An 18,308-nucleotide genomic window follows, 5' to 3' on the forward strand; every position below is an offset into this window, starting at 1 on the left:
TCGGGGCCCGGGGTGTGTTTGGTAGTGCATGGCCCGCATTGTTCGGAATTATTTTTCGGTTGGGGGGGCCGCCCTCGACGGGTGGGTGGAGGGCGGCCCGGCACCGTCGGCCGCTCACGCCGCTGGATGGTCGCCGCCCGCCGCGGAGGGGGTCGCGGTCGCGGTCGGCGCCGTCGCCGCGGTCAGCCCAGCAGCCGCGACCAGAACCGCGCCCACCGGCCCTGCGGGCGGACGGTGTCGGTGGCCGCCGGGGCCCCGGCCGGCTCGGCGTGCGCGGGGTAGCCGGGGGCGTGCTGCCAGTGCCGTTCGGCGCTGGCCACCCGGCCCTCGCGCATGATCCGGACGGTGTGGCCACCACAGCCCGGGCAGGTCGGCTTGAGCAGCGGGGACGGCACCCGGACACCGTTGGCGTGGTACTCGAACACGACGTGCCCGTCCCGGGCGGGGTGGTGCTCGATGTCGTACGCCTGCTCCCAGCCGTACCCGCAGCTCAGGCACGCGAAGGAGTAGGCCTCCCGAACGGTCTCCACGGGAGTGTGCGGCCGGCCCGCCGGGCCGGGGTCGCTCAGCGCGTTACCACCGAGGGGGCTACCGATCGTCTCGCTCATAGCCGTCTCCCAGCGCCCGCCGGGCGCTCGCCCGGCTGGGTCTTTCCTTCCCAGGAAATGCCCGGACCGCCCCGGCCGATACCCGTCTTGTGAAGACTTGGACGCTGGTTGGGAATCCCTATACGAAAGGAGGGATCCTGTACGAAAAGCGCGCCCAAAGCTTCAGCTCAACGAGTGTTTACCGGGGCCTTCTCTCCAAGGTACGCGCCCTCCCGGCCCCGGGCACTCCCGGTTTCCACCCGTTTTCCGGGGCCCGCTCCGGGCCCCGTTCCCGGCGTTCCCGGCGCGGGTTCCGGCCCGGCTACCCGGCCTTCCCGGCCGGCTTCCCCGCCTCGTTCTTGGCGGCGACCACCGCGTCGAACACCTCCCGCTTGGGCAGCGCGAGCTCCGCCGCGACCGCCGCGATGGCCTCCTTGCGGCGCTCCCCCGCCTCCTCCCGGACGGCCACCCGGCGGGCCAGTTCGGCCGGGCCCAGCTCCTGCGGCGCGGCCGGCGGGGCGCCCGAGACCACCACGGTGATCTCGCCCCTGACGCCCTCGGCGGCCCAGGCCGCCAGCTCGCCGAGCGGTCCTCGCCTGACCTCCTCGTAGGTCTTGGTCAGCTCGCGGCAGACCGCGGCCGGCCGCTCGGCCCCGAACGCCTCGGCCATCGCGGCCAGCGCCTCGGCGATCCGGTGCGGGGCCTCGAAGAAGACCATGGTGCGCGGCTCGGCGGCGACCGAGGCGAGCTGGCGGGCCCGGTCCCCGGTCTTGCGCGGCAGGAAGCCCTCGAAGGTGAAGCGGTCCACCGGGAGGCCGGACAGCGCCAGTGCGGTGAGCACCGCGGACGGCCCGGGCACCGCGGTCACCTTCACGTCGGCGGCCACGGCGGCGGCCACCAGCCGGTAGCCGGGGTCGGAGACGGACGGCATCCCGGCGTCGGTCACCAGCAGCACCCGGGCGCCGCCGAGCAGCGCCTCGACCAGTTCGGGGGTCCGCCCGACCTCGTTGCCCTCGAAGTAGGAGACCACCCGCCCGGCCGGGGTCACCCCGAGCGCCTGGGTGAGCCGGCGCAGCCGCCGGGTGTCCTCGGCCGCGATCACATCCGCGGCGGCCAGCTCGGTGAGCAGCCGGGGCGGGGCGTCCGAGACGTCGCCGATGGGGGTGCCTGCGAGAACGAGTACTCCTGTCACGCCCCCATCCTTTCAGCTTCCGGCCGCCGGGCGCTTTTGGTGACGATTCGGGCAGCTTCGGAGGGAGCCGTTCCCCGGCCGGCGACCGCCCCTACGATGTGGCGGATGAACGGCGACACGGCGGCGCAGACGCCTACTGGTACAGACCACACCGCGCAGGGTGGCGTTGGCGTGCCGGTCCTGACGGACCAGCCGTCCCCCGCCGTCCCCGGCCCCCGCGAGCCCGGACCGGAGCAGCCCGGACCGGACCGGCCCGGTCCACCGCGCCCGGCCTGGCTGCGCGGCCTGGTCCGGCACGGCTACACGCCCGCGCCCGCGGTCCCGCTGGCCGAGCGGCTGGTGCCGCCGATGCCGGACGGCCCGGGGGTGACGCCCGACCGGGTCGCGCCCTCCCCGCTGCTGCTGCGGCTCGGGATAGCCCTGCCGGACCGGCTCTGGTCCTGGCTCTGCCGCTGGGCGGGCTGGCTGGGCCCGCTGGCGGTGGCGCTGTTCGGCGGGCTGCTGCGGTTCACCGGCCTCGGCCAGCCGCACGCGATCATCTTCGACGAGACGTACTACGCCAAGGACGCCTACGCGCTCTGGCACGGCGGCTACGAGATCAGCTGGCCGGAGGGCGCCAACGAACAGATCATGACGCCGGGGGCGGCGGTGCCGTACCAGGCCGTCGCCAGCTATGTGGTCCATCCGCCGGTCGGCAAGTGGATCATCGGCGCGGGCGAGCAGCTCTTCGGGATGAACCCGTTCGGCTGGCGGTTCTCGGTGGCGTTGCTGGGCACGCTCTCCATCCTGATGGTGGCCCGGATCGCCCGCCGGCTGTTCCGTTCGACCCTGCTGGGCTGCGTGGCCGGGCTGCTGCTGGCGGTGGACGGTCTGCACTTCGTGCTCAGCCGGGCGGCGCTGCTGGACCTGATCGTGATGTTCTGGATCCTCGCCGCGTTCGGCTTCCTGCTGCTGGACCGCGACCGCACCCGGGCCCGGATCGCCGAGCGCCTCGGCGGCGTGGCGGACCCGGCGCTGGCCGGGCGGCTGAACCTGGGCTGGCGGCCGTACCGGATCGCGGCCGGCGTCTGTGTGGGGCTGACCTGCGCCACCAAGTGGAGCGGCCTCTACGTGGCGGCCGCGTTCGGCGTGCTGACGGTGCTCTGGGACGTGGGCGCGCGCCGGCTGGCCGGGGCGGGCCGGCCGCACCTGGCGACGCTGGTCCGGGACGTGGTGCCGGCCTTCGTCTCGGTGGTCGTGGTCTCGGTGGTCGTCTACATCACCTCCTGGTGGGGCTGGTTCGCCAGCAGCAACGCACCCGGCAAGGGCGGCTGGGGCCGGGACTGGGCGGTCGGCCGGGACGGTGCGACCTGGATCCCGGAGGGCCTGCGCGCGCTGTGGCACTACCACTCCACGGTGTACGAGTTCCACACCCACCTGAGCGACCCGCACACCTACCAGTCCAACCCGTGGAGCTGGCTGGTGCTGGGCCGGCCGGTCTCCTTCTTCTACGAGTCCCCGAAGCAGGGCCAGAGCGGCTGCACCGCGAGCGAGTGCGCCCGCGAGGTGCTGGGCATCGGCACCCCGCTGCTCTGGTGGGCGGGCGTGGTGGCCCTGGTCTACTGTCTGTGGCGCTGGGCGGCCCGCCGGGACTGGCGGGCCGGCGCGGTGCTCTGCGGCCTGGCCGCGGGCTATCTGCCCTGGTTCGCCTACCAGCAGCGGACGATCTTCCTGTTCTACGCGGTGGCCTTCGTGCCGTTCCTGGTGCTCGCGGTGACCATGATGGTCGGCGCGCTGATCGGGCCCCCCGGCGCCTCCCGGGACCGCCGGGTCATCGGCTCCGCGGCGGCCGGCCTGCTGGTCCTGCTGATCATGTGGAACTTCCTCTTCTTCTACCCCCTCTACACGGGGCAGGCGATCCCGATGGAGGACTGGCGCCGGCGGATGTGGTTCACCAGCTGGATCTGAGCGCGGGACCGGTACCGGCGTGGTACGCGACACGTACCAGATCCGTCACAAGACCCGGTCATTTCGTCGGCGTACGGAGTCCGTCTGCCTACGCTGAACCCGGAACCCGTATCCGGCCACCGTCGGCTGCGACCTGTCGCCAGACCCCAGGGGGATCAGCACCATGCGCAGAGGCGCGAAGATCGGCATCATCACCGGCGTGTCCGTCGCCATGCTGGCGGGCGGCGGCTACGGGGCGTACAGCCTCATCGGCGGCTCCGACGACGCCGACGCGCCGAAGGCCAAGAAGGCCCGCACCGTGGTCGCCGAGCCGCCCACGGCGGAGCAGGCCTCGGCCGGTGCCAAGGACTTCCTGGACGCCTGGGCCGCCGGTGACATCTCCAAGGCGGCCGGGCTGACCGACGACCCGGCGGCCGCGACCACCGCGCTGAACTCCTTCAAGGACCAGGTCAAGCCGAGCGGGCTGACCCTGACCCCGGCCGGTCCGGCCACCCCGGCCGCCTTCGCGTCCGCCACCGGCACCCCCGCGCCGACCGCCGCCAAGCCCTCCGCCTCCGGCACGCCCTCGGCGACCGGCACCGCGGCGGGCACCGAGTCGCCGTCCGCCGCCGCGGGCCCCGCCGGTGTGCTGATGGGCTTCAAGGCCCGGGCCGAGTTCGAGGGCACCAGCCGGGCCTGGGACTACAACGGCTTCCTCAGTGTCGTGAAAATGAGCGACAACACCCCGGCCGTGCACTGGGCGCCGACGGTGATCCACCCGCACCTGGGCCCGGGCGAGGTGATCGCCACCCAGCCGGTCTTCGCCCCGCCGTCCACCGTGGTGGACCGCAACGGCAAGGCGCTCCAGGGCGCCTCGATCACCCCGGCGCTGCTGAGCGCCCTGCAGGACAGCGCCCGCAAGATCCTCCAGGCCGACCCGACCAAGGACCAGAGCGACGCGGGCAGCGGCGTGGTGATCACCGACGCGGCCGGCAAGGGCGCCTCGGACAAGCTGTTCACCATCGTCGAGCCCAAGCCCGCCAAGCCGTTCAAGGTGACCATCGACAACGCGGCGCAGGCCGCGGCCGAGAAGGCGATGAGCGACCTCGCCGGCAAGTCGGGCTCGATCGTCGCGATCGAGCCGAGCACCGGTCAGGTGCTGGCCTTCGCCAACGCGCCCGCCAGCGGCCAGAACCGGGCCTTCACCGGCCTGCTGGCCCCCGGCTCCACGATGAAGATCCTCACCTCGGCCGCCCTGCTGGAGGCCGGCGTCAACCCCGACACCGTGGTGCCCTGCCCGGCGAAGAGCAGCAACCCGCAGGCGATCCCGAACTCCTTCGAGGACGTCTACCCGAACAACACCCTCAAGCAGGACTTCATGATCTCCTGCAACACCGCCTTCATCAATCAGGGCCTGACCAGCCTCAAGCCGGGCGCCCTCACCTCCACCGCCAAGGACGTCTTCGGCATCGGCCTGGAGTGGAAGACCGGCCTGCCCAACACCGACGGCCGGGTGCCGGACGCGGGCGGCAACAAGGACGAGCAGGCCATGCAGTACATCGGCCAGGGCAAGGTCCAGATGAACCCGCTGGCCATCGCCTCGGTCACGGCCACCGTGCAGAGCGGCGAGTTCAGGCAGCCGATCCTGGTCGCCGACCTGCCCCAGCAGAAGGCCGCCCGCAACCTCTCCCCCGACGCCGCCGGCAAGCTGCGCGACATGATGGCCGCCACCGCCAAGGACGGCACCGCCAAGGCCGCCATGGCCGGGATCTCGGACAACGCGGGCGCCAAGACCGGCTCCGCCGAGGTGGCCGGCATGGCCACCACCAACAGCTGGTTCACCGCCTACCGGGGCAACATCGCCGTCGCCGCCGAGGTCCAGGGCGGCGGCCACGGTGTCGACGCGGCCGGGCCGGCCGTGGCCGCCGTGATCAAGGCGGCCGGCAACCGCTGACGCGGCCCACGGGCCCGTCCGGTCCCCGTCCCGGTCCCGGTGTGCTCAGCTCCGGGGCAGGACGGGATCCGGGCGGGCCAGCAGACAGTTCACCGGGACGGGTCTGCGCCCGCTCAGCCGCCGGGCCGCCAGCCGGGGCCAGATCAGCAGCACCACCGGCAGCGCCAGGTACCCGAAGCGCCCGGCCGGCGCCAGCATGAAGGCGATCGCCAGCCCGCCCGCCAGCAGGTCGGCGGCGGCGATCGCGGAGACCGGCGGCCGGGCCAGCAGCCAGATCGTCACCCCGGCCCCGCCCACCGTCATCAGCGCCAGCGAGACGGTGTGCCCGGTCGGCCCCAGCCCGGCGAGCACCTTGCCGGGCAGCGGGCTGCCCGCCGGGGTGTGGATCGCGGTCAGCCCCAGCGGGAACCGCACCACCTGCTCGCGCAGCGCGTCCGCCCTGGCCAGGACGGACGGGAGGATCACCACCAGGCCCGCGCCGAGCGCGGTGAGCCCGGCCCGGGCGGCCGGCCGCCGCCCGTACAGCCGCCAGAGCAGCAGGACGGCCACCGGCAGCGCCGGCCACGCCGTCCACTTCAGGGTGCAGGCCAGGGCGAGCACCAGCCCGGCGGCGATGGTGCGGTCCCGCTCGGCCAGCGCCATGGCGAGGCAGCAGACCCCGATCAGCGGCAGGTCCACCCCGCCGACCACCAGCGCCAGCGCGATCAGCGGTGAGGCGGTGAGCGCGGCCAGCGGCAGCAGTGGGGCGCGGTCCCGGGACGGCCGCAGCAGCCGCCAGCTGGCCAGCAGGCAGCCCAGGAAGGCCAGCGCGAACCAGATCCGGGCGTCCCCGGCCAGCCGCGCCGCCGGACTGCCGTTGCCGAACAGGGCGCGGGGCATCCCGAACAGCGTCATCGCGGGCAGGTACGGGTCGTAGTCGGTGACCACCGCCGGGTGCGGCAGGTACGGGCTGCCGGTGGTGAGCAGCAGGTGCGCGGAGCGTTCGACCACCATCACCTCGGACTGGTGGCGGCCCTGGAGGGCCAGCAGCACCAGCGGCACCAGGACCGCCCCCAGCAGGGCGGCCACGGCGGCGGCACGGGCGGCGAACCGCCGGGGCAGGACCAGGCAGAACAGCCCGGCGACCGCGTACGCGGGGGCCGCGACGGTGCCCCAGAGCCGCTGGTTGGGCAGGTTCGAGACGAGGGGGAAGGCGGCGGCCCACCCCGCGGCGATCGCGCAGCCGAGCACCTGGACGCGGCGCAGGGAGGCGAGCCGGGCCGGGTTCAGCCGATCGGGCGGCGGGGCGGGGGCGCTCCCGCCGCGCTGGCGGGGGAACGGTCCGGGGGCCAGGCCGCGGCGCAGGCGTCCGTACCTGACCGACGGTCCGGCCGGTGCGGGCGGGGCCGGCGTGCCGCTACGGCCGGTGAAGCGGCCGCGCGGGCGGGAGGTGCCGGGCGTGCGGGTGCTCACCATGGTGGAAGGTTATGGGTGGGGGTGGCACCCTGTCGCCATGTCGGCGCGGGGTGTGTCCACCGGGACGAAAGGGACCGCCGGGGTGTCATGGCGTCCGGCGGTCCCCTCCTCGTGCCCCTACTCGTGGTTCTGCGGCCTCAGCCGGTCGCGCGGTCGGCGAGGGCGGTCTGCTCCGGCCGGTTCAGCCTGGAGTGCTTGACGCTGTACCCGAAGTACACGACCAGGGCGACGGCCAGGGCGATCGCACCGGCCCGGTAGGTGTCGGCGTGCAGGCCGGTGATCAGGTAGACGCAGAAGCCGACGCTGAGCAGCGGGACAACCGGGTAGCCGGGGACCTTGAAGCCACGCGGCAGGTCCGGCTGGGTACGGCGCAGGATGATCACGCCGATCGAGACGACCGAGAAGGCGATCAGCGTGCCCAGGCTGGTGATGTCGGCCAGGACGCGCAGCGGCACGAAGGCGGCGAGCGCGCCGACGCCGAGGCCGACCACGAGGGTGTTCCAGACCGGGGTGCCGGTGCGCGGGGAGAGCTGGGCGAAGCGCTTCGGCAGCATGCCGTCGCGGCCCATCGAGTACAGGATGCGGGTCTGGCCGTAGATCACCACCAGGGTGATGCTGAAGATCGAGACGATCGCGCCGATCGCGAAGACCACCGCGGGCCAGCTCTGGCCGGTGATGTCCTGCAGGATCTGGGCGAGGCCGGCCTCCTGGCCCTCGAACTTCTGCCAGGGCTGGGCGCCGATGCCGGCCAGGGCGACCAGGATGTACAGCAGGGTGACCACGACCAGCGAGATGATGATCGCCAACGGCAGGGTGCGGCGCGGGTTCTTGACCTCCTCACCGGCGGTGGACACGGCGTCCAGGCCGATGAACGAGAAGAAGATGCTGGAGGCCGCGACCTGGACGCCGCCGATGCCCAGCGGCATGAACGGGGTCAGGTTGCCGGAGTGGAAGCCGGTCAGGCCGATCCCGACGAAGAGCAGCAGGATGAGGATCTTGATGCCCACCATGGCCGCGTTGACCTTCACCGACTCGCTGACGCCGCGCACCAGCAGGAGGCAGACCATCGCGACCAGGATGAGCGCCGGCAGGTTGAACCAGTGGCCGCCGCCGGGCGCGCCGGACAACTGGGCGGGGATCTGCCAGCCGACGGTCAGGTCGAGGAACTTGTTCAGGTACTCGGCCCAGCTCACCGCGATGGCGGAGGCGGAGACGCCGTACTCCATCAGCAGGCAGATGCCGACGCCGAACGCGACGCCCTCGCCGAGAGTGGCGTAGGCGTACGAGTACGAGGAGCCGGAGACCGGGATCGCGGAGGCCATCTCGGCGTAGCAGAGCGCGGTCAGGCCCGCGGTGACCGCGGCGATCACGAAGGACAGGATGACGGCCGGGCCGGCCGACGGAACGGCCGTGCTGAGCACGAAGAAGATGCCGGTGCCGATGGTGGCGCCGATGCCGATCGAGGACAGCTGCCAGAGGCCGATGGAACGCCGCAGGTGGATGCCGGAGCGTCCGCCCTCCTCGGGCGCACCGGCGGGGAGGGCGTCCCGGCCCTCGCTCTCGGCGATCAGGGTGGCGACGGGCTTGCGTCGCAGAAGACGCGCGCCAAGGGTGTTGCTGGTCAAAACGCGGATCCTTCTAGGCGGGGGAGGGTGTCCTAGGAGCCGGTCACTCGATCTGCCGTGGGGTGACATCAGGGACCAACCGAACAAAGATGGGACAGTACCCCCCGAAAGCACCAGTGTCGCAAACGAACAGTCTCGTCGCGCGCATTGGACGAATCGTCGTGCCAGACTGTACAAACCGGACACTTCGCAGACGGCGGATCTGCCACCGAGCAGCTAAGCGGCAGGTCGGCCGGGGTGCGAAGGCCCTCAGCCGGCCAGGACGGCCTGCATCACCGAGCGGGCGATCGGCGCCGCGAGTCCGCCGCCGGTGACATCGGTGGCGTCACTGTCCGCGATCACCACGGCGACCGCCACCGGCGCCACCTGGTCCGAGCCGGCCGGCCTGGCCCAGGAGATGAACCAGGCGTACGGCGTCCCGCTGTTGTCCACCCCGTGCTGGGCGGTACCGGTCTTGCCGCCGACCACCGCCCCGGCGATCCGGGCGTTGCGCCCGGTGCCGTTCTCCACCACGTCGGTCATCAGCCGCTGCACCTGCGCGGCCACCGCCGGGCTCATCGCCTGCTTGTACCGGGTGGGCCGGCTCAGCCGCACCGTGGTGCCGTCGCTCCTGGTCAGTTTCTCCACAAGCTGTGGACGCATCACCGTGCCGTTGTCGGCGACCCCGGCCGCGACCATCGCCATCACCAGCGGGGTGGCCGCGGTGTCGAACTGGCCGATGGCGGAGAGCGCGACCTGGGACTGGTCCATCTCGGTGTCGAAGTTGGAGCGGGCCGACCGGACCGGGATGTCCAGCCTGGGGTCGTTGAAGCCGAAGTTCTCGGCCATCGCCGTCATCCGGTCCAGGCCGGTCGACACCCCGAGGTGGCCCAGCACGCTGTTGCAGCTGTAGACCATCGCGGCGTCCAGCGACAGCCCGGCCCGGTCGCACGCCGAGGTGTCGTTGACCAGCGGGGTGGTGGTGCCCGGCAGGACGTACGGGTAGGGCGTGTCGGTCGGCGCGTCGATGTCGGTGACCACCCCGTTCGCCAGCGCGGCCGCCGCCGTGACCACCTTGAAGGTCGACCCGGGCGGGTAGGTCTGGCGCAGCGCCCGGTTGAGCATCGGCTGGTCGGTGTCGGCCTGGAGCCGGTTCCAGGCCACCTGGTCGGCGGCGGTGGAGCCGGCGAAGCTCCCCGGGTCGTACGAGGGGGTGCTGGCCAGGGCCAGGATCCGGCCGGTGGCGGGCTCGATCGCGGCGACCGCGCCCTTCTGGCTGCCGAGGCCGCGCATCGCGGCCTCCTGGGCGGCCCGGTTGATGGTCGTGTAGACGTCCCCGCCCGGGTTCTGCCGGCGCGCGACGGCGTCCCAGACCGCCCAGCTCGCCAGCCGGCCGTCGGTGCCGGAGAGCAGGTCGTCCTCGGTCCCCTCGAGCTGGGTGTTGCCGTACGCCTGCGAGGAGTACCCGGTGACGGCCGCGTACAGCGGGCCGTCGGTGTAGGTGCGCTTGTAGTCGTAGCGGCCGCCGGTGGGCGTGGAGCCGGTGACGGTGTCGGAGCCGACCAGGATGTTGCCGCGCGGCTGGGAGTAGCGCTCGATGGTGAGCCGCTGGTTGGCGGCGTTGTGGTCGAGTTCGTCGGCCCGGAACACCTGGATCCGGGTGGCCTGGGCGCAGAGCGCCACGATCAGCAGCAGGCAGAAGGTGCCCGCCCGGCGGCCGGTGACGGAGATCCCCGGCAGGCCCTGGGGCCCGTTCCCGGCGCTCTTCGGACGGGTGCGACCGGACATCAGACCTCCTCCGGGGCCGGGCGGCGGGCGATGTCGCTCATCCGCACCAGCAGGGCGACGATGATCCAGTTGGTGACCACCGAGGAACCGCCCTGGGCGACGAACGGCAGGGTCATCCCGGTCAGCGGGATGAGGTCGAGCACCCCGCCGGCCACCACGAACACCTGGAGGCCGACGATCGCGGCCAGCCCGATCGCCAGCAGCCGCCCGAACGGGTCGCGCAGCGCGATGCCGGTGCGGAAGCCCCGGGAGACCAGCAGCGCGTACAGCAGGAACACCGCGATCAGACCGGTCAGCCCCAGTTCCTCGCCGATGGTGGCGAGGATGAAGTCGGACTTGGCGGCGAAGCCGATCAGGACGGAGTGCCCGTTGCCGAGGCCGGTGCCCAGTTCGCCGCCCCAGGCGAACGCGAACAGCGACTGGGCGATCTGGTTGGCGCCCCGCCCCGCGGTGATCGAGCCGAGCGGGTCCAGCCAGTCGGCGACCCGGCTGTGCACGTGTGGCGAGAGCCAGCCGACCCCGACCGCCGCCACCGCGGCCAGGAACAGCCCGATGGCGATCCACCCGCTGCGCGCGGTGGCCACGTACAGCATCACCACGAAGAGGCCGAAGAAGAGCAGCGAGGTGCCGAGGTCGGTCTCCAGCACGAGGATGCCGACGAAGGCCGCCCAGATCAGCAGGACCGGTCCGAGCACCCGTCCGGGCGGCAGCCGGAACCTCCACACCCGGCGGCCGGTGAGCGCCAGCGCGTCCCGGTGCACCGCCAGGTAGGCGGCGAAGAAGACCGCCAGCAGGATCTTGGCGAACTCCCCCGGCTGGAAGGAGAGCGGTCCGACGGTGATCCAGATCCGCGAGCCGTACACCGGTGGGAAGAAGATCGGCAGTACCAGCAGCACCAGGGCCACCAGCGCCCCGATGTACGCGTAGCGCTGCAGCCGTCTGTGGTCGCGCAGCAGCAGCACCACCGCGATGAACAGCGCCACCCCGAGCGTCGACCAGAGCAGTTGGGTGGGCGCCGCGCCGGCGCCGGGGGTGGCCCGGTCGAGGCGGTAGATGACGACCAGTCCGATCCCGTTGAGCAGGACGGCGATCGGCAGCAGCAGCGGATCCGCGTACGGCGCCCGTCGGCGGACCACGACGTGCGCCAGCAGGGCGAGCACGCCGAGCGCGGCGCCGTACTCGCCCGCGTCGGCGGGCACCGTGCCGTCGATGTTGACCCCGACCTCGGCGTAGCCGAAGACGGCGATCAGTACGGCGGCCAGGACCAGCGCGAGTTCGGTGGTGCGCCGGGTCCGCGCCGTCCGGCGCGGCCGGCCGGCGGTTCTCGTCGCGGCGGAGGGTGTCACCACGGACCGTCCTGCGTAGGGGTGTCCTGCGGGGGTGTTTCTGCCGGGATGGCGATCGGGGCGGACGGGCGGCGGGCCCGTCCGCCCCGACGTGAGCGGCTGGTCAGGTCAGGCCGGTACGGCTCAGGCGGACGCCGGCGCGGGCGGGGCGGGCGGCGCGGCGGGTGCGGGCGGCGCGGCCGGGGCGGCGGGGGCGGCGGCCGCCCGGGACGCCTCGACGGTCGCCTTCAGCTCGGCCTCCGCGGCGGCCGAGAGCGAGGTCTGGATGATCTGGCCGCCGTACCGGGCCAGCGCCGGAACGACCTTGTCCGCGGTGGCCTTGCGGACCAGCAGGAACACCGCGGCGGTGCCCGGCTGGAGGTGCCGTCCGACCTCGCGCATGAAGTCGTCGTCGACCCCGATGTCGGTGGAGGCGCCGACCGCCGCTCCGGCGGCGCCGCCGACCGCCGCGCCGAGGAACGGCATGAAGAACAGCAGGCCGATGACGCCGCCCCAGAGCGCGCCCGAGGCCGCGCCCGCTCCGGTGGTACTGACCTGCTGGTGCAGCTTGATCCTGCCGTCGTCGCGGCGCTCCACCACGACCGCGTCCTCCAGGTCGATCAGCTTCTGCGTCTGCAGCCCGACCGCTTCGTCGCGCACCGCCCGGGCGGTGGCCAGATCCGGGTAGGCGATCGCGAAGAGGTTGCTCACGTGCTGATCCTTCCAATCAGTCGGACATGCCGGCCGGGTCCGGACGCCGGTGCGGCGGCGCCCATGCCCTGTTCTGCACCCTAACGAGTGCTATCCCCATGTATCGGCTCTTCCGTCCGGTGTGTCCTGTTATTGGCGGCGCCCCGCCATGCTCACTCCGGGCGGCGCCCCGCCAGGGCCAGCAGCCCGGCGGCCAGCAGCAGTTCGGCCCACGGGTAGCCGAGCCGCCCGGTCCGGACCGCGGCGACCAGCCCGCGCACCGCCGAGTTCGCGGGCGAGGCGGCCACCACAGAAGGTCGGCCAGCCCCGGCAGGACCGGCGTGAAGCTCCGCGCCGGGCGCTCGATCTCCCATCGGCGAGCGGGAGTTCACGCCGGATCCGCACCGCACGCACACCTCCCCTCGTTGGCCATGGCGAACTGATGATCCCTAGGATCGGCGGGTGACTACCGGACGACGACCGAAGGCCAGGCTCGGCAGCCTGCTGGCCGCCCTGGCGATAACAGGCGGCGCGCTGCTCAGCGGCCTGCCCGCCCATGCCGACGAACCATCAGCCGGCTCCGCCGGCAAGGAAGCCCCCCGGGTCGACCTAGTGCTGGACGTCAGCGGCTCCATGCGGACCGCCGACATCCAGGGCAAGAGCCGCATCGCGGTGGCCCAGCAGTCCCTGAACGAGGTGATCGACGCGCTGCCCGCGGAGACCGAGTTCGGCATCCGCACCCTCGGCGCCAACTACCCCGGCGACGACAAGAACCAGGGCTGCCAGGACAGCAAGCAGCTCTTCCCGGTCGGCAAGACCAACAAGGTCGAGGCCAAGACCGCCGTCGCCACCCTGCGCCCGACCGGCTGGACCCCGATCGGCCTGGCCCTGCGCGGCGCCGCCCAGGACCTCGGCAAGGGCGAGACCACCCGCCGGGTGGTGCTGATCACCGACGGCGAGGACACCTGCACCCCGCCCGACCCCTGCGACGTCGCCCGCGAACTCGCCGCCCAGGGCATCCACCTGGTGGTGGACACCCTCGGTCTGGCCCACGACGACAAGACCCGCCAGCAGCTGCTCTGCATCGCCAACGCCACCGGCGGCACCTACACCGACGTCCGCACCCAGGAGCAGCTCACCGACAAGGTGAAGCAACTGGTCGACCGCTCCAACGACACCTACACCGTGACGCCCACCAAGACGGCGGGCACCGACAAGTGCGAGAACGCCCCGGTGCTCTCCCCCGGCGTCTACAGCGACCGGGAGAAGTTCTCCGAGCACCGCGTCTACCGCGTCCCGGTGAAGGCCGGCCAGGAGCTGCGCGCCTCGGTCAGCGTCTCGCTCGACCGCGCGGTCGCCCGTGACTACGGCGTCCTCCTCCAGGCCACCAGCACGGCCGGGCAGGAACTGGTCCGCGGCACCGACGCCGGCAGCGGCCGGACGGACGTCATCTCCACCGGCCTGCGCTGGTCCACCAACGACTCCAAGGGCTACGTCACCGCGTCGCCGTCCAGCTCCGCGAGCGCCAAGCCGGAGACCACCGTCTGCCTGGTCGTCAGCAACTCGCTCGCGGCCCAGCCCGGCGTCCAGGCCGACCCCGGCATGCCGCTGGAGCTGACGGTCGACCTGGCCAGCGCCTCGTCCGCCCCGGACGGCCCGGCGATGGGTCTCGGCCGCGGCTGGATCCTGCTGCTGGTGCTCACCCTCGCCGGTCTGCTGGCCGGCCTGGTGTTCGGCTGGATCGCACGCTGGCGGATCGCTGTCTGGCGGGAGAACTGACCATGCCCATCTCGACACTTCGCGGCGCCTTCCGCGGCGCGCTCGCCGCGCTCGCCCTGTTCCCGGCCCTCGCGGTCGCGGCCCCGGCCGCCTCCGCCGCCTCGCCGTCCCCCTCGGCGAGCGAGAGCGGGACGCCGGCCCCGGCCACCAAGGCGGGGACGTCCTTCCTGACCGCCATCAACCTCGCCCCCGGCCAGGACGCCAACGTGGCCGCCTCCACCGGCGACTACCTGTACTGGGCGTTCGGCGCCTCCGAGGGCCAGACCGCGACGGTCGGCCTGACCGTCAACCTGGCCCCCACGCCCGACCGGCACGGGCCGCAGACCTGGAGCGTCGAGGTGTTCGACGGGCTGCGCCGCCGCCAGTCCTGCACCGCCGGCACCCAGAACGCCACCGGTGAGACGACCACCACCTCGCTCGCCCTGAGCTGCACCCTGCGCGAGGTCCGCTCCTGGGCCGAGCCGTGGTCCGGCGACCCGCTGCCGGGCACCTACTACGTCCGGCTCTCGCTCTCCGACGCCCCGCAGCCGGACCTCGGCCTCGCCGCCTCGGTCCAGCTGCACGTCAGCGCCAAGGGCGACGCGGACAACGCCCAGCCCGAGGGCGGCGAGCTGAAGGCCCCGCTGGTGCCCCCGGTCGGTGGCGGCGCCGCCACCGCCAAGGCCGCCGCACCGGAGGAGCCCGAGGAGCACTGGTACACCGGCTGGTTCTCCGGCTGGAACAGCCGCTGGTTCTGGACCGTCGGCGGCGGCATCCTGGCCGCCCTGGCGGGCGTCGCGGGCTACACCCTCACCCGCCACCCGCGCGGGTACCGCCCCGCCCGCTACGGGGCCGTCCCGCCCCAGTCCGGCGCCCCGCGGCCGGACCCGTACGCCGGCTCCGGCCGCCCCTGACAGCCCCGCCCCGAGGGCCGGCCGGACCACCTCCGGCCGGCCCTCGGCCGTCCCGCCCCAGCTGACCCCGGGTCACCCACCGCCGCACCCCAGACAACGCAGAAGTCCCGCCCGATCTGATGATCGGACGGGACTTCTTGTTGGGTGGAGCTGAGGGGATTCGAACCCCTGACCCCCTCGATGCGAACGAGGTGCGCTACCGGACTGCGCCACAGCCCCAACGAGAAGAAACTCTAGCACCTTTCGGAGGGGGTCCGTGACCACCCCCCTGGACGCGCTCCTGGTCGGGGGCGGGGCGGCTCACTCGTTGGCGGCGCGGGGGCGGGTCTCGGGGGCGGGGGCCTCGGCGTACTGGTCGAACAGCGGGGTGTTGTTGCGGGACTCCGCCGGGCGGCCGGCGGTCCAGGTTCCGGGGGCCGACAGGTCGAGGCCACGGCTGACCCGGGGAGCCACCGGGGCGGTGACATAGGTCGGCAGCGGGACGGGCACCGGCTCCCACGAGTCCGGACCGGCCGCACCGCGTTCGCGCATGCCGTCCACCCACTCCTCGTGCTCGGTCGCCTCCGCCAGGGCCGAGGCCGAGCCGGACGGACGCGCCTCCGCCGGGACCTGGTCGGCCTCGGTGGCGAGCCGCAGGTGCGAACGGCCGCGCCCGGCCCGGCCCTCGGGGGCGGGTACAGGCGCCGGGGCGGGCGCCTCGGCGCCCTCGGCCTGCCGGGCCTCGGCGCGCTGCCGCTCGCGCTTGCGCAGCCGCTCGGCGGCCTGGGCGGCCCGGGCCCGGTCGAGCTTCACCTCGTACCGCTGGCGCTCCAGCTTGCGCAGGTGGCCGATGTAGAGGGTGAGGAGGATCGCCGGCACGGCCGGGACCCAGAGGAAGGCGAGACCGGCCACCGCCGCGACGACCGCGCCGAGGGCGAAGGCCATGAAGAGGACGGTGACCATCCGGCGCCGGCGGGCCAGCAGCCGCGCCCGGCGCTCGGCGGCCTGGGCGGGCGGGCGCTCGGACGCCGGCTCCGCCGCGGGTTTCTCCTCGGCCCTCTCCTCGGTCCTTCCGTCGGCCCCGCTTCCGGGATCGCTGGAGGCGGCCTCGTCCCGTACGGGAGGACCGTCGTCATTGCTCTGCTCGTCGTCACGCGGTTCGTCGCCCAGGGTCCGGGACGCCCGCCGCTCCAGCGCCGAACGCCCGGCCAGCAGGCGGATGGCGGTACTGAAACGCTCCGTGGGGCGCGCCTCGTTGAGCTCGTCCTGCCTGCGGAGCCACATTGGCACCAGATAGGCGGCCCAGGCCCCTACGATGACGGCGTAGATAAGGCCGCTACTGCTCACGTTTCACACCGTACGGGCGCCGGGGAAGGCCCGGCAGCAATTTGACACGGCGTGTCGTGCGATCAAGCTGATTCTCCGACTATTTTGCCGCTATTTGTGCCTGTCCGTCGCTGCGGCGATGCCATATTGATATTTTTTTCGAACATATATTCAATTACCTGACTCGCGGCCCGAACTGATCGCCCGCCACCGCTCCAGCATCCCCTCGGGGACCTCCTCGGCGGTGAGCGCGTACACCAGGTGGTCCCGCCAGTCACCGTCGATGTGCAGATAGCGGGGCCGCATTCCCTCCGAACGGAACCCGAGCTTTTCCACCACCCGGCGGCTCGGGCCGTTCTCCGGCCGGATGCAGACCTCGATCCGGTGCAGCCCCAGGGTGCCGAGGCAGTGGTCCACCGAGAGCGCCACGGCGGTCGGCATGATGCCCCGGCCGGCCACCGCCTCGTCGATCCAGTAGCCGACGTTGGCCGAGCACATCGAGCCCCAGGTGATCCCGCCGACGGTCAGCTGGCCGACCAGCTGCCCCTTGTAGAGGACCACGAAGGGCAGCATCCGGCCCGCCGAGGCCTCGCCGCGCAGGAAGCGGACCATCTGCCGGTACGTCGGGCGCGGACCGGCGCTCCGGCCGGCCGCGCCGGGCGGCACGGTGGCCTCCCAGCGCCGCAGCCAGTCCCGGTTGCGGAGGCTGACCTCCTGCCAGTCGCGCTGGTCGCGGGCCCGGATCGGGCGCAGCGTGACCTCCCCCTCGTGGAGCTCCACCGGCCAGCCGGCGTTCAGTGCGCCCTCCCGGCGGCAGGTGTGTCGGGCCGGGGGTGGTCCCCGCCGCCGAGCTGGTCGACGGCGTGCGCGAGCAGCGGCTCCAGGACCGCCAGGCCGTCCTTCACACCGCCGGTGGAACCCGGCAGGTTGACGATCAGGGTGCGTCCGGAGAGGCCGGCCAGCCCGCGGGAGAGCGCCGAGGCCGGGACCTTCTCCCGCCCGTACGCCCGGATGGCCTCGGCGATGCCGGGGACCGGCCGGTCGACGACCCGGGCGGTCATCTCGGGGGTGAGGTCGGTGGGCGAGATGCCGGTGCCGCCGGTGGTCAGCACCACGTCGTAGCCGGCCGCGACGGCCTCGCGCAGCACCGCCTCGACCGGTTCGCCGTCCGGGACGACCCGGGGGCCGTCGGCGGTGAAGCCCATCGCGCGCAGGCCGGCCACCAGCAGCGGGCCGCCCCTGTCCTCGTAGACGCCGGCCGAGGCGCGGTTGGAGACGGTGACGGCGAGGGCCCTCATTCCGCGGTCTCCGGGGCGAACCAGTCGCCGCTCTTGCCGCCGGTCTTGCCGAGCACCCGGATGTTCTCGATGGCGGCGGCCTTGTCCACGGCCTTGACCATGTCGATCACGGTCAGGCCGGCCACCGCGACGGCGGTCAGCGCCTCCATCTCGACGCCGGTGCGGTCGGCGGTCCGCACGGTGGCGGTGATCTCGACCGCCTCGTCGGTGACCGTGAGGTCCACCTGGACGCCGGAGACCGCGATCGGGTGGCAGAGCGGGATCAGTTCCGGGGTCTTCTTGGCGCCCATGATCCCGGCGATCCGGGCCACCGCGAGCGCGTCGCCCTTGGGGACGCCCTCGCCGCGCAGCAGCTCGACCACCCGGGGGGCGACCCGGACCCGGCCGGCGGCGACGGCGGTGCGCACGGTGGCCGTCTTCTCGGAGACGTCGACCATCCGGGCCGCGCCCTGGTCGTCGACGTGGGTGAGGCGGTCGCCGGGGGGTGAGGTGGTCACGGGTGGCTCCAGGGG

Annotated in this window: 16 protein-coding genes and 1 tRNA gene; 4 read left to right on the plus strand and 13 right to left on the minus strand. The window is 73.3% G+C overall.

The genetic code is table 11. From position 1 onward, the window contains the following. Window positions 1-182 precede the first annotated feature (182 nt). Both ACIO5D_RS07270 and rsmI read right to left on the minus strand, forming a co-directional pair. Window positions 183-608, minus strand: a complete 426-nt coding sequence (locus ACIO5D_RS07270) for a hypothetical protein (protein ID WP_363606945.1) — start codon at window positions 606-608, stop codon at window positions 183-185. 301 nt (window positions 609-909) lie between these two features. Then, window positions 910-1,779: a 16S rRNA (cytidine(1402)-2'-O)-methyltransferase gene (gene rsmI / locus ACIO5D_RS07275; protein ID WP_363606943.1), complete on the minus strand. Its 870-nt coding sequence runs from the start codon at window positions 1,777-1,779 to the stop codon at window positions 910-912. A 105-nt stretch (window positions 1,780-1,884) separates the two neighbouring features. On the opposite strand from rsmI, the gene ACIO5D_RS07280 reads away from it, so the two are divergent. Together ACIO5D_RS07280 and ACIO5D_RS07285 are read left to right on the plus strand one after the other, a co-directional pair. Next, on the plus strand, window positions 1,885-3,726 hold the full coding sequence (locus tag ACIO5D_RS07280; RefSeq protein WP_400794210.1) for a dolichyl-phosphate-mannose--protein mannosyltransferase: 1,842 nt from the start codon (window positions 1,885-1,887) through the stop codon (window positions 3,724-3,726). Between the two features lie 163 nt (window positions 3,727-3,889). After that, window positions 3,890-5,659: a penicillin-binding transpeptidase domain-containing protein gene (locus ACIO5D_RS07285; RefSeq protein WP_363606939.1), complete on the plus strand. Its 1,770-nt coding sequence runs from the start codon at window positions 3,890-3,892 to the stop codon at window positions 5,657-5,659. 45 nt (window positions 5,660-5,704) lie between these two features. Here the strand turns inward: ACIO5D_RS07285 and ACIO5D_RS07290 are convergent, their stop codons facing one another. The 6 genes from ACIO5D_RS07290 to ACIO5D_RS07315 all read right to left on the minus strand — a co-directional run bounded on the left by ACIO5D_RS07290 (window position 5,705) and on the right by ACIO5D_RS07315 (window position 12,829). Further along, the gene (locus ACIO5D_RS07290; RefSeq protein ID WP_363606937.1) at window positions 5,705-7,114 is read right to left on the minus strand and encodes a glycosyltransferase 87 family protein; all 1,410 of its coding nucleotides are present in this window, start codon (window positions 7,112-7,114) and stop codon (window positions 5,705-5,707) included. Window positions 7,115-7,251: 137 nt separating this feature from the next. After that, window positions 7,252-8,808: an amino acid permease gene (locus ACIO5D_RS07295; RefSeq protein WP_400657121.1), complete on the minus strand. Its 1,557-nt coding sequence runs from the start codon at window positions 8,806-8,808 to the stop codon at window positions 7,252-7,254. Between the two features lie 180 nt (window positions 8,809-8,988). Beyond that, window positions 8,989-10,506 carry a penicillin-binding transpeptidase domain-containing protein gene (locus ACIO5D_RS07300; RefSeq protein ID WP_400794213.1) on the minus strand — a complete coding sequence of 506 codons (1,518 nt, stop codon included), beginning with the start codon at window positions 10,504-10,506 and terminating at the stop codon, window positions 8,989-8,991. Continuing rightward, window positions 10,506-11,855, minus strand: coding sequence for an FtsW/RodA/SpoVE family cell cycle protein (locus tag ACIO5D_RS07305; RefSeq protein ID WP_400657037.1), 1,350 nt, complete (start codon window positions 11,853-11,855; stop codon window positions 10,506-10,508). The genes ACIO5D_RS07300 and ACIO5D_RS07305 overlap by 1 nt, the downstream gene beginning before the upstream one ends. A gap of 120 nt (window positions 11,856-11,975) precedes the next feature. Then, window positions 11,976-12,542 carry a DUF1269 domain-containing protein gene (locus ACIO5D_RS07310; protein ID WP_400794215.1) on the minus strand — a complete coding sequence of 189 codons (567 nt, stop codon included), beginning with the start codon at window positions 12,540-12,542 and terminating at the stop codon, window positions 11,976-11,978. 152 nt (window positions 12,543-12,694) lie between these two features. Further along, a complete protein-coding gene (locus tag ACIO5D_RS07315; protein WP_363606931.1) occupies window positions 12,695-12,829 on the minus strand; it encodes a hypothetical protein in 135 nt (44 codons plus the stop codon). 154 nt (window positions 12,830-12,983) lie between these two features. Between ACIO5D_RS07315 and ACIO5D_RS07320 the strand changes: the two genes are divergently transcribed. Continuing rightward, window positions 12,984-14,300, plus strand: a complete 1,317-nt coding sequence (locus ACIO5D_RS07320; RefSeq protein WP_400794217.1) for a VWA domain-containing protein — start codon at window positions 12,984-12,986, stop codon at window positions 14,298-14,300. A gap of 2 nt (window positions 14,301-14,302) precedes the next feature. Beyond that, window positions 14,303-15,193: a peptidase gene (locus ACIO5D_RS07325; protein WP_400794219.1), complete on the plus strand. Its 891-nt coding sequence runs from the start codon at window positions 14,303-14,305 to the stop codon at window positions 15,191-15,193. 145 nt (window positions 15,194-15,338) lie between these two features. Here the strand turns inward: ACIO5D_RS07325 and ACIO5D_RS07330 are convergent. From ACIO5D_RS07330 to moaC, 5 genes are all read right to left on the minus strand, one after another. Next, window positions 15,339-15,412: transfer RNA gene (locus ACIO5D_RS07330), tRNA-Ala, on the minus strand. Between the two features lie 81 nt (window positions 15,413-15,493). Beyond that, window positions 15,494-16,519 carry a hypothetical protein gene (locus tag ACIO5D_RS07335; protein WP_400794221.1) on the minus strand — a complete coding sequence of 342 codons (1,026 nt, stop codon included), beginning with the start codon at window positions 16,517-16,519 and terminating at the stop codon, window positions 15,494-15,496. Between the two features lie 150 nt (window positions 16,520-16,669). After that, a complete protein-coding gene (locus ACIO5D_RS07340) occupies window positions 16,670-17,278 on the minus strand; it encodes a GNAT family protein (protein ID WP_363606927.1) in 609 nt (202 codons plus the stop codon). Between the two features lie 14 nt (window positions 17,279-17,292). Next, window positions 17,293-17,796, minus strand: a complete 504-nt coding sequence (locus tag ACIO5D_RS07345; RefSeq protein ID WP_400794223.1) for a molybdenum cofactor biosynthesis protein B — start codon at window positions 17,794-17,796, stop codon at window positions 17,293-17,295. Next, complete coding sequence (moaC, locus tag ACIO5D_RS07350; protein WP_400657123.1) at window positions 17,793-18,233, minus strand: cyclic pyranopterin monophosphate synthase MoaC; 441 nt, start codon at window positions 18,231-18,233, stop codon at window positions 17,793-17,795. The genes ACIO5D_RS07345 and moaC overlap by 4 nt, the downstream gene beginning before the upstream one ends. Window positions 18,234-18,308 lie beyond the last annotated feature (75 nt).

Source organism: Kitasatospora sp. NPDC087315, from assembly GCF_044744345.1.
Classification (GTDB): domain Bacteria; phylum Actinomycetota; class Actinomycetes; order Streptomycetales; family Streptomycetaceae; genus Kitasatospora.

Coding starts and splice junctions, on each gene's coding strand:
- ACIO5D_RS07270 (WP_363606945.1), bottom strand. CDS start 608: ATGAGCGAGACGATCGGTAGCCCCCTCGGTGGTAACGCGCTGAGCGAC.
- ACIO5D_RS07280 (WP_400794210.1), top strand. CDS start 1,885: ATGAACGGCGACACGGCGGCGCAGACGCCTACTGGTACAGACCACACC.
- ACIO5D_RS07285 (WP_363606939.1), top strand. CDS start 3,890: ATGCGCAGAGGCGCGAAGATCGGCATCATCACCGGCGTGTCCGTCGCC.
- ACIO5D_RS07290 (WP_363606937.1), bottom strand. CDS start 7,114: ATGGTGAGCACCCGCACGCCCGGCACCTCCCGCCCGCGCGGCCGCTTC.
- ACIO5D_RS07295 (WP_400657121.1), bottom strand. CDS start 8,808: ATGTCACCCCACGGCAGATCGAGTGACCGGCTCCTAGGACACCCTCCC.
- ACIO5D_RS07300 (WP_400794213.1), bottom strand. CDS start 10,506: ATGTCCGGTCGCACCCGTCCGAAGAGCGCCGGGAACGGGCCCCAGGGC.
- ACIO5D_RS07325 (WP_400794219.1), top strand. CDS start 14,303: ATGCCCATCTCGACACTTCGCGGCGCCTTCCGCGGCGCGCTCGCCGCG.
- ACIO5D_RS07345 (WP_400794223.1), bottom strand. CDS start 17,796: ATGAGGGCCCTCGCCGTCACCGTCTCCAACCGCGCCTCGGCCGGCGTC.
- moaC (WP_400657123.1), bottom strand. CDS start 18,233: ATGGTCGACGTCTCCGAGAAGACGGCCACCGTGCGCACCGCCGTCGCC.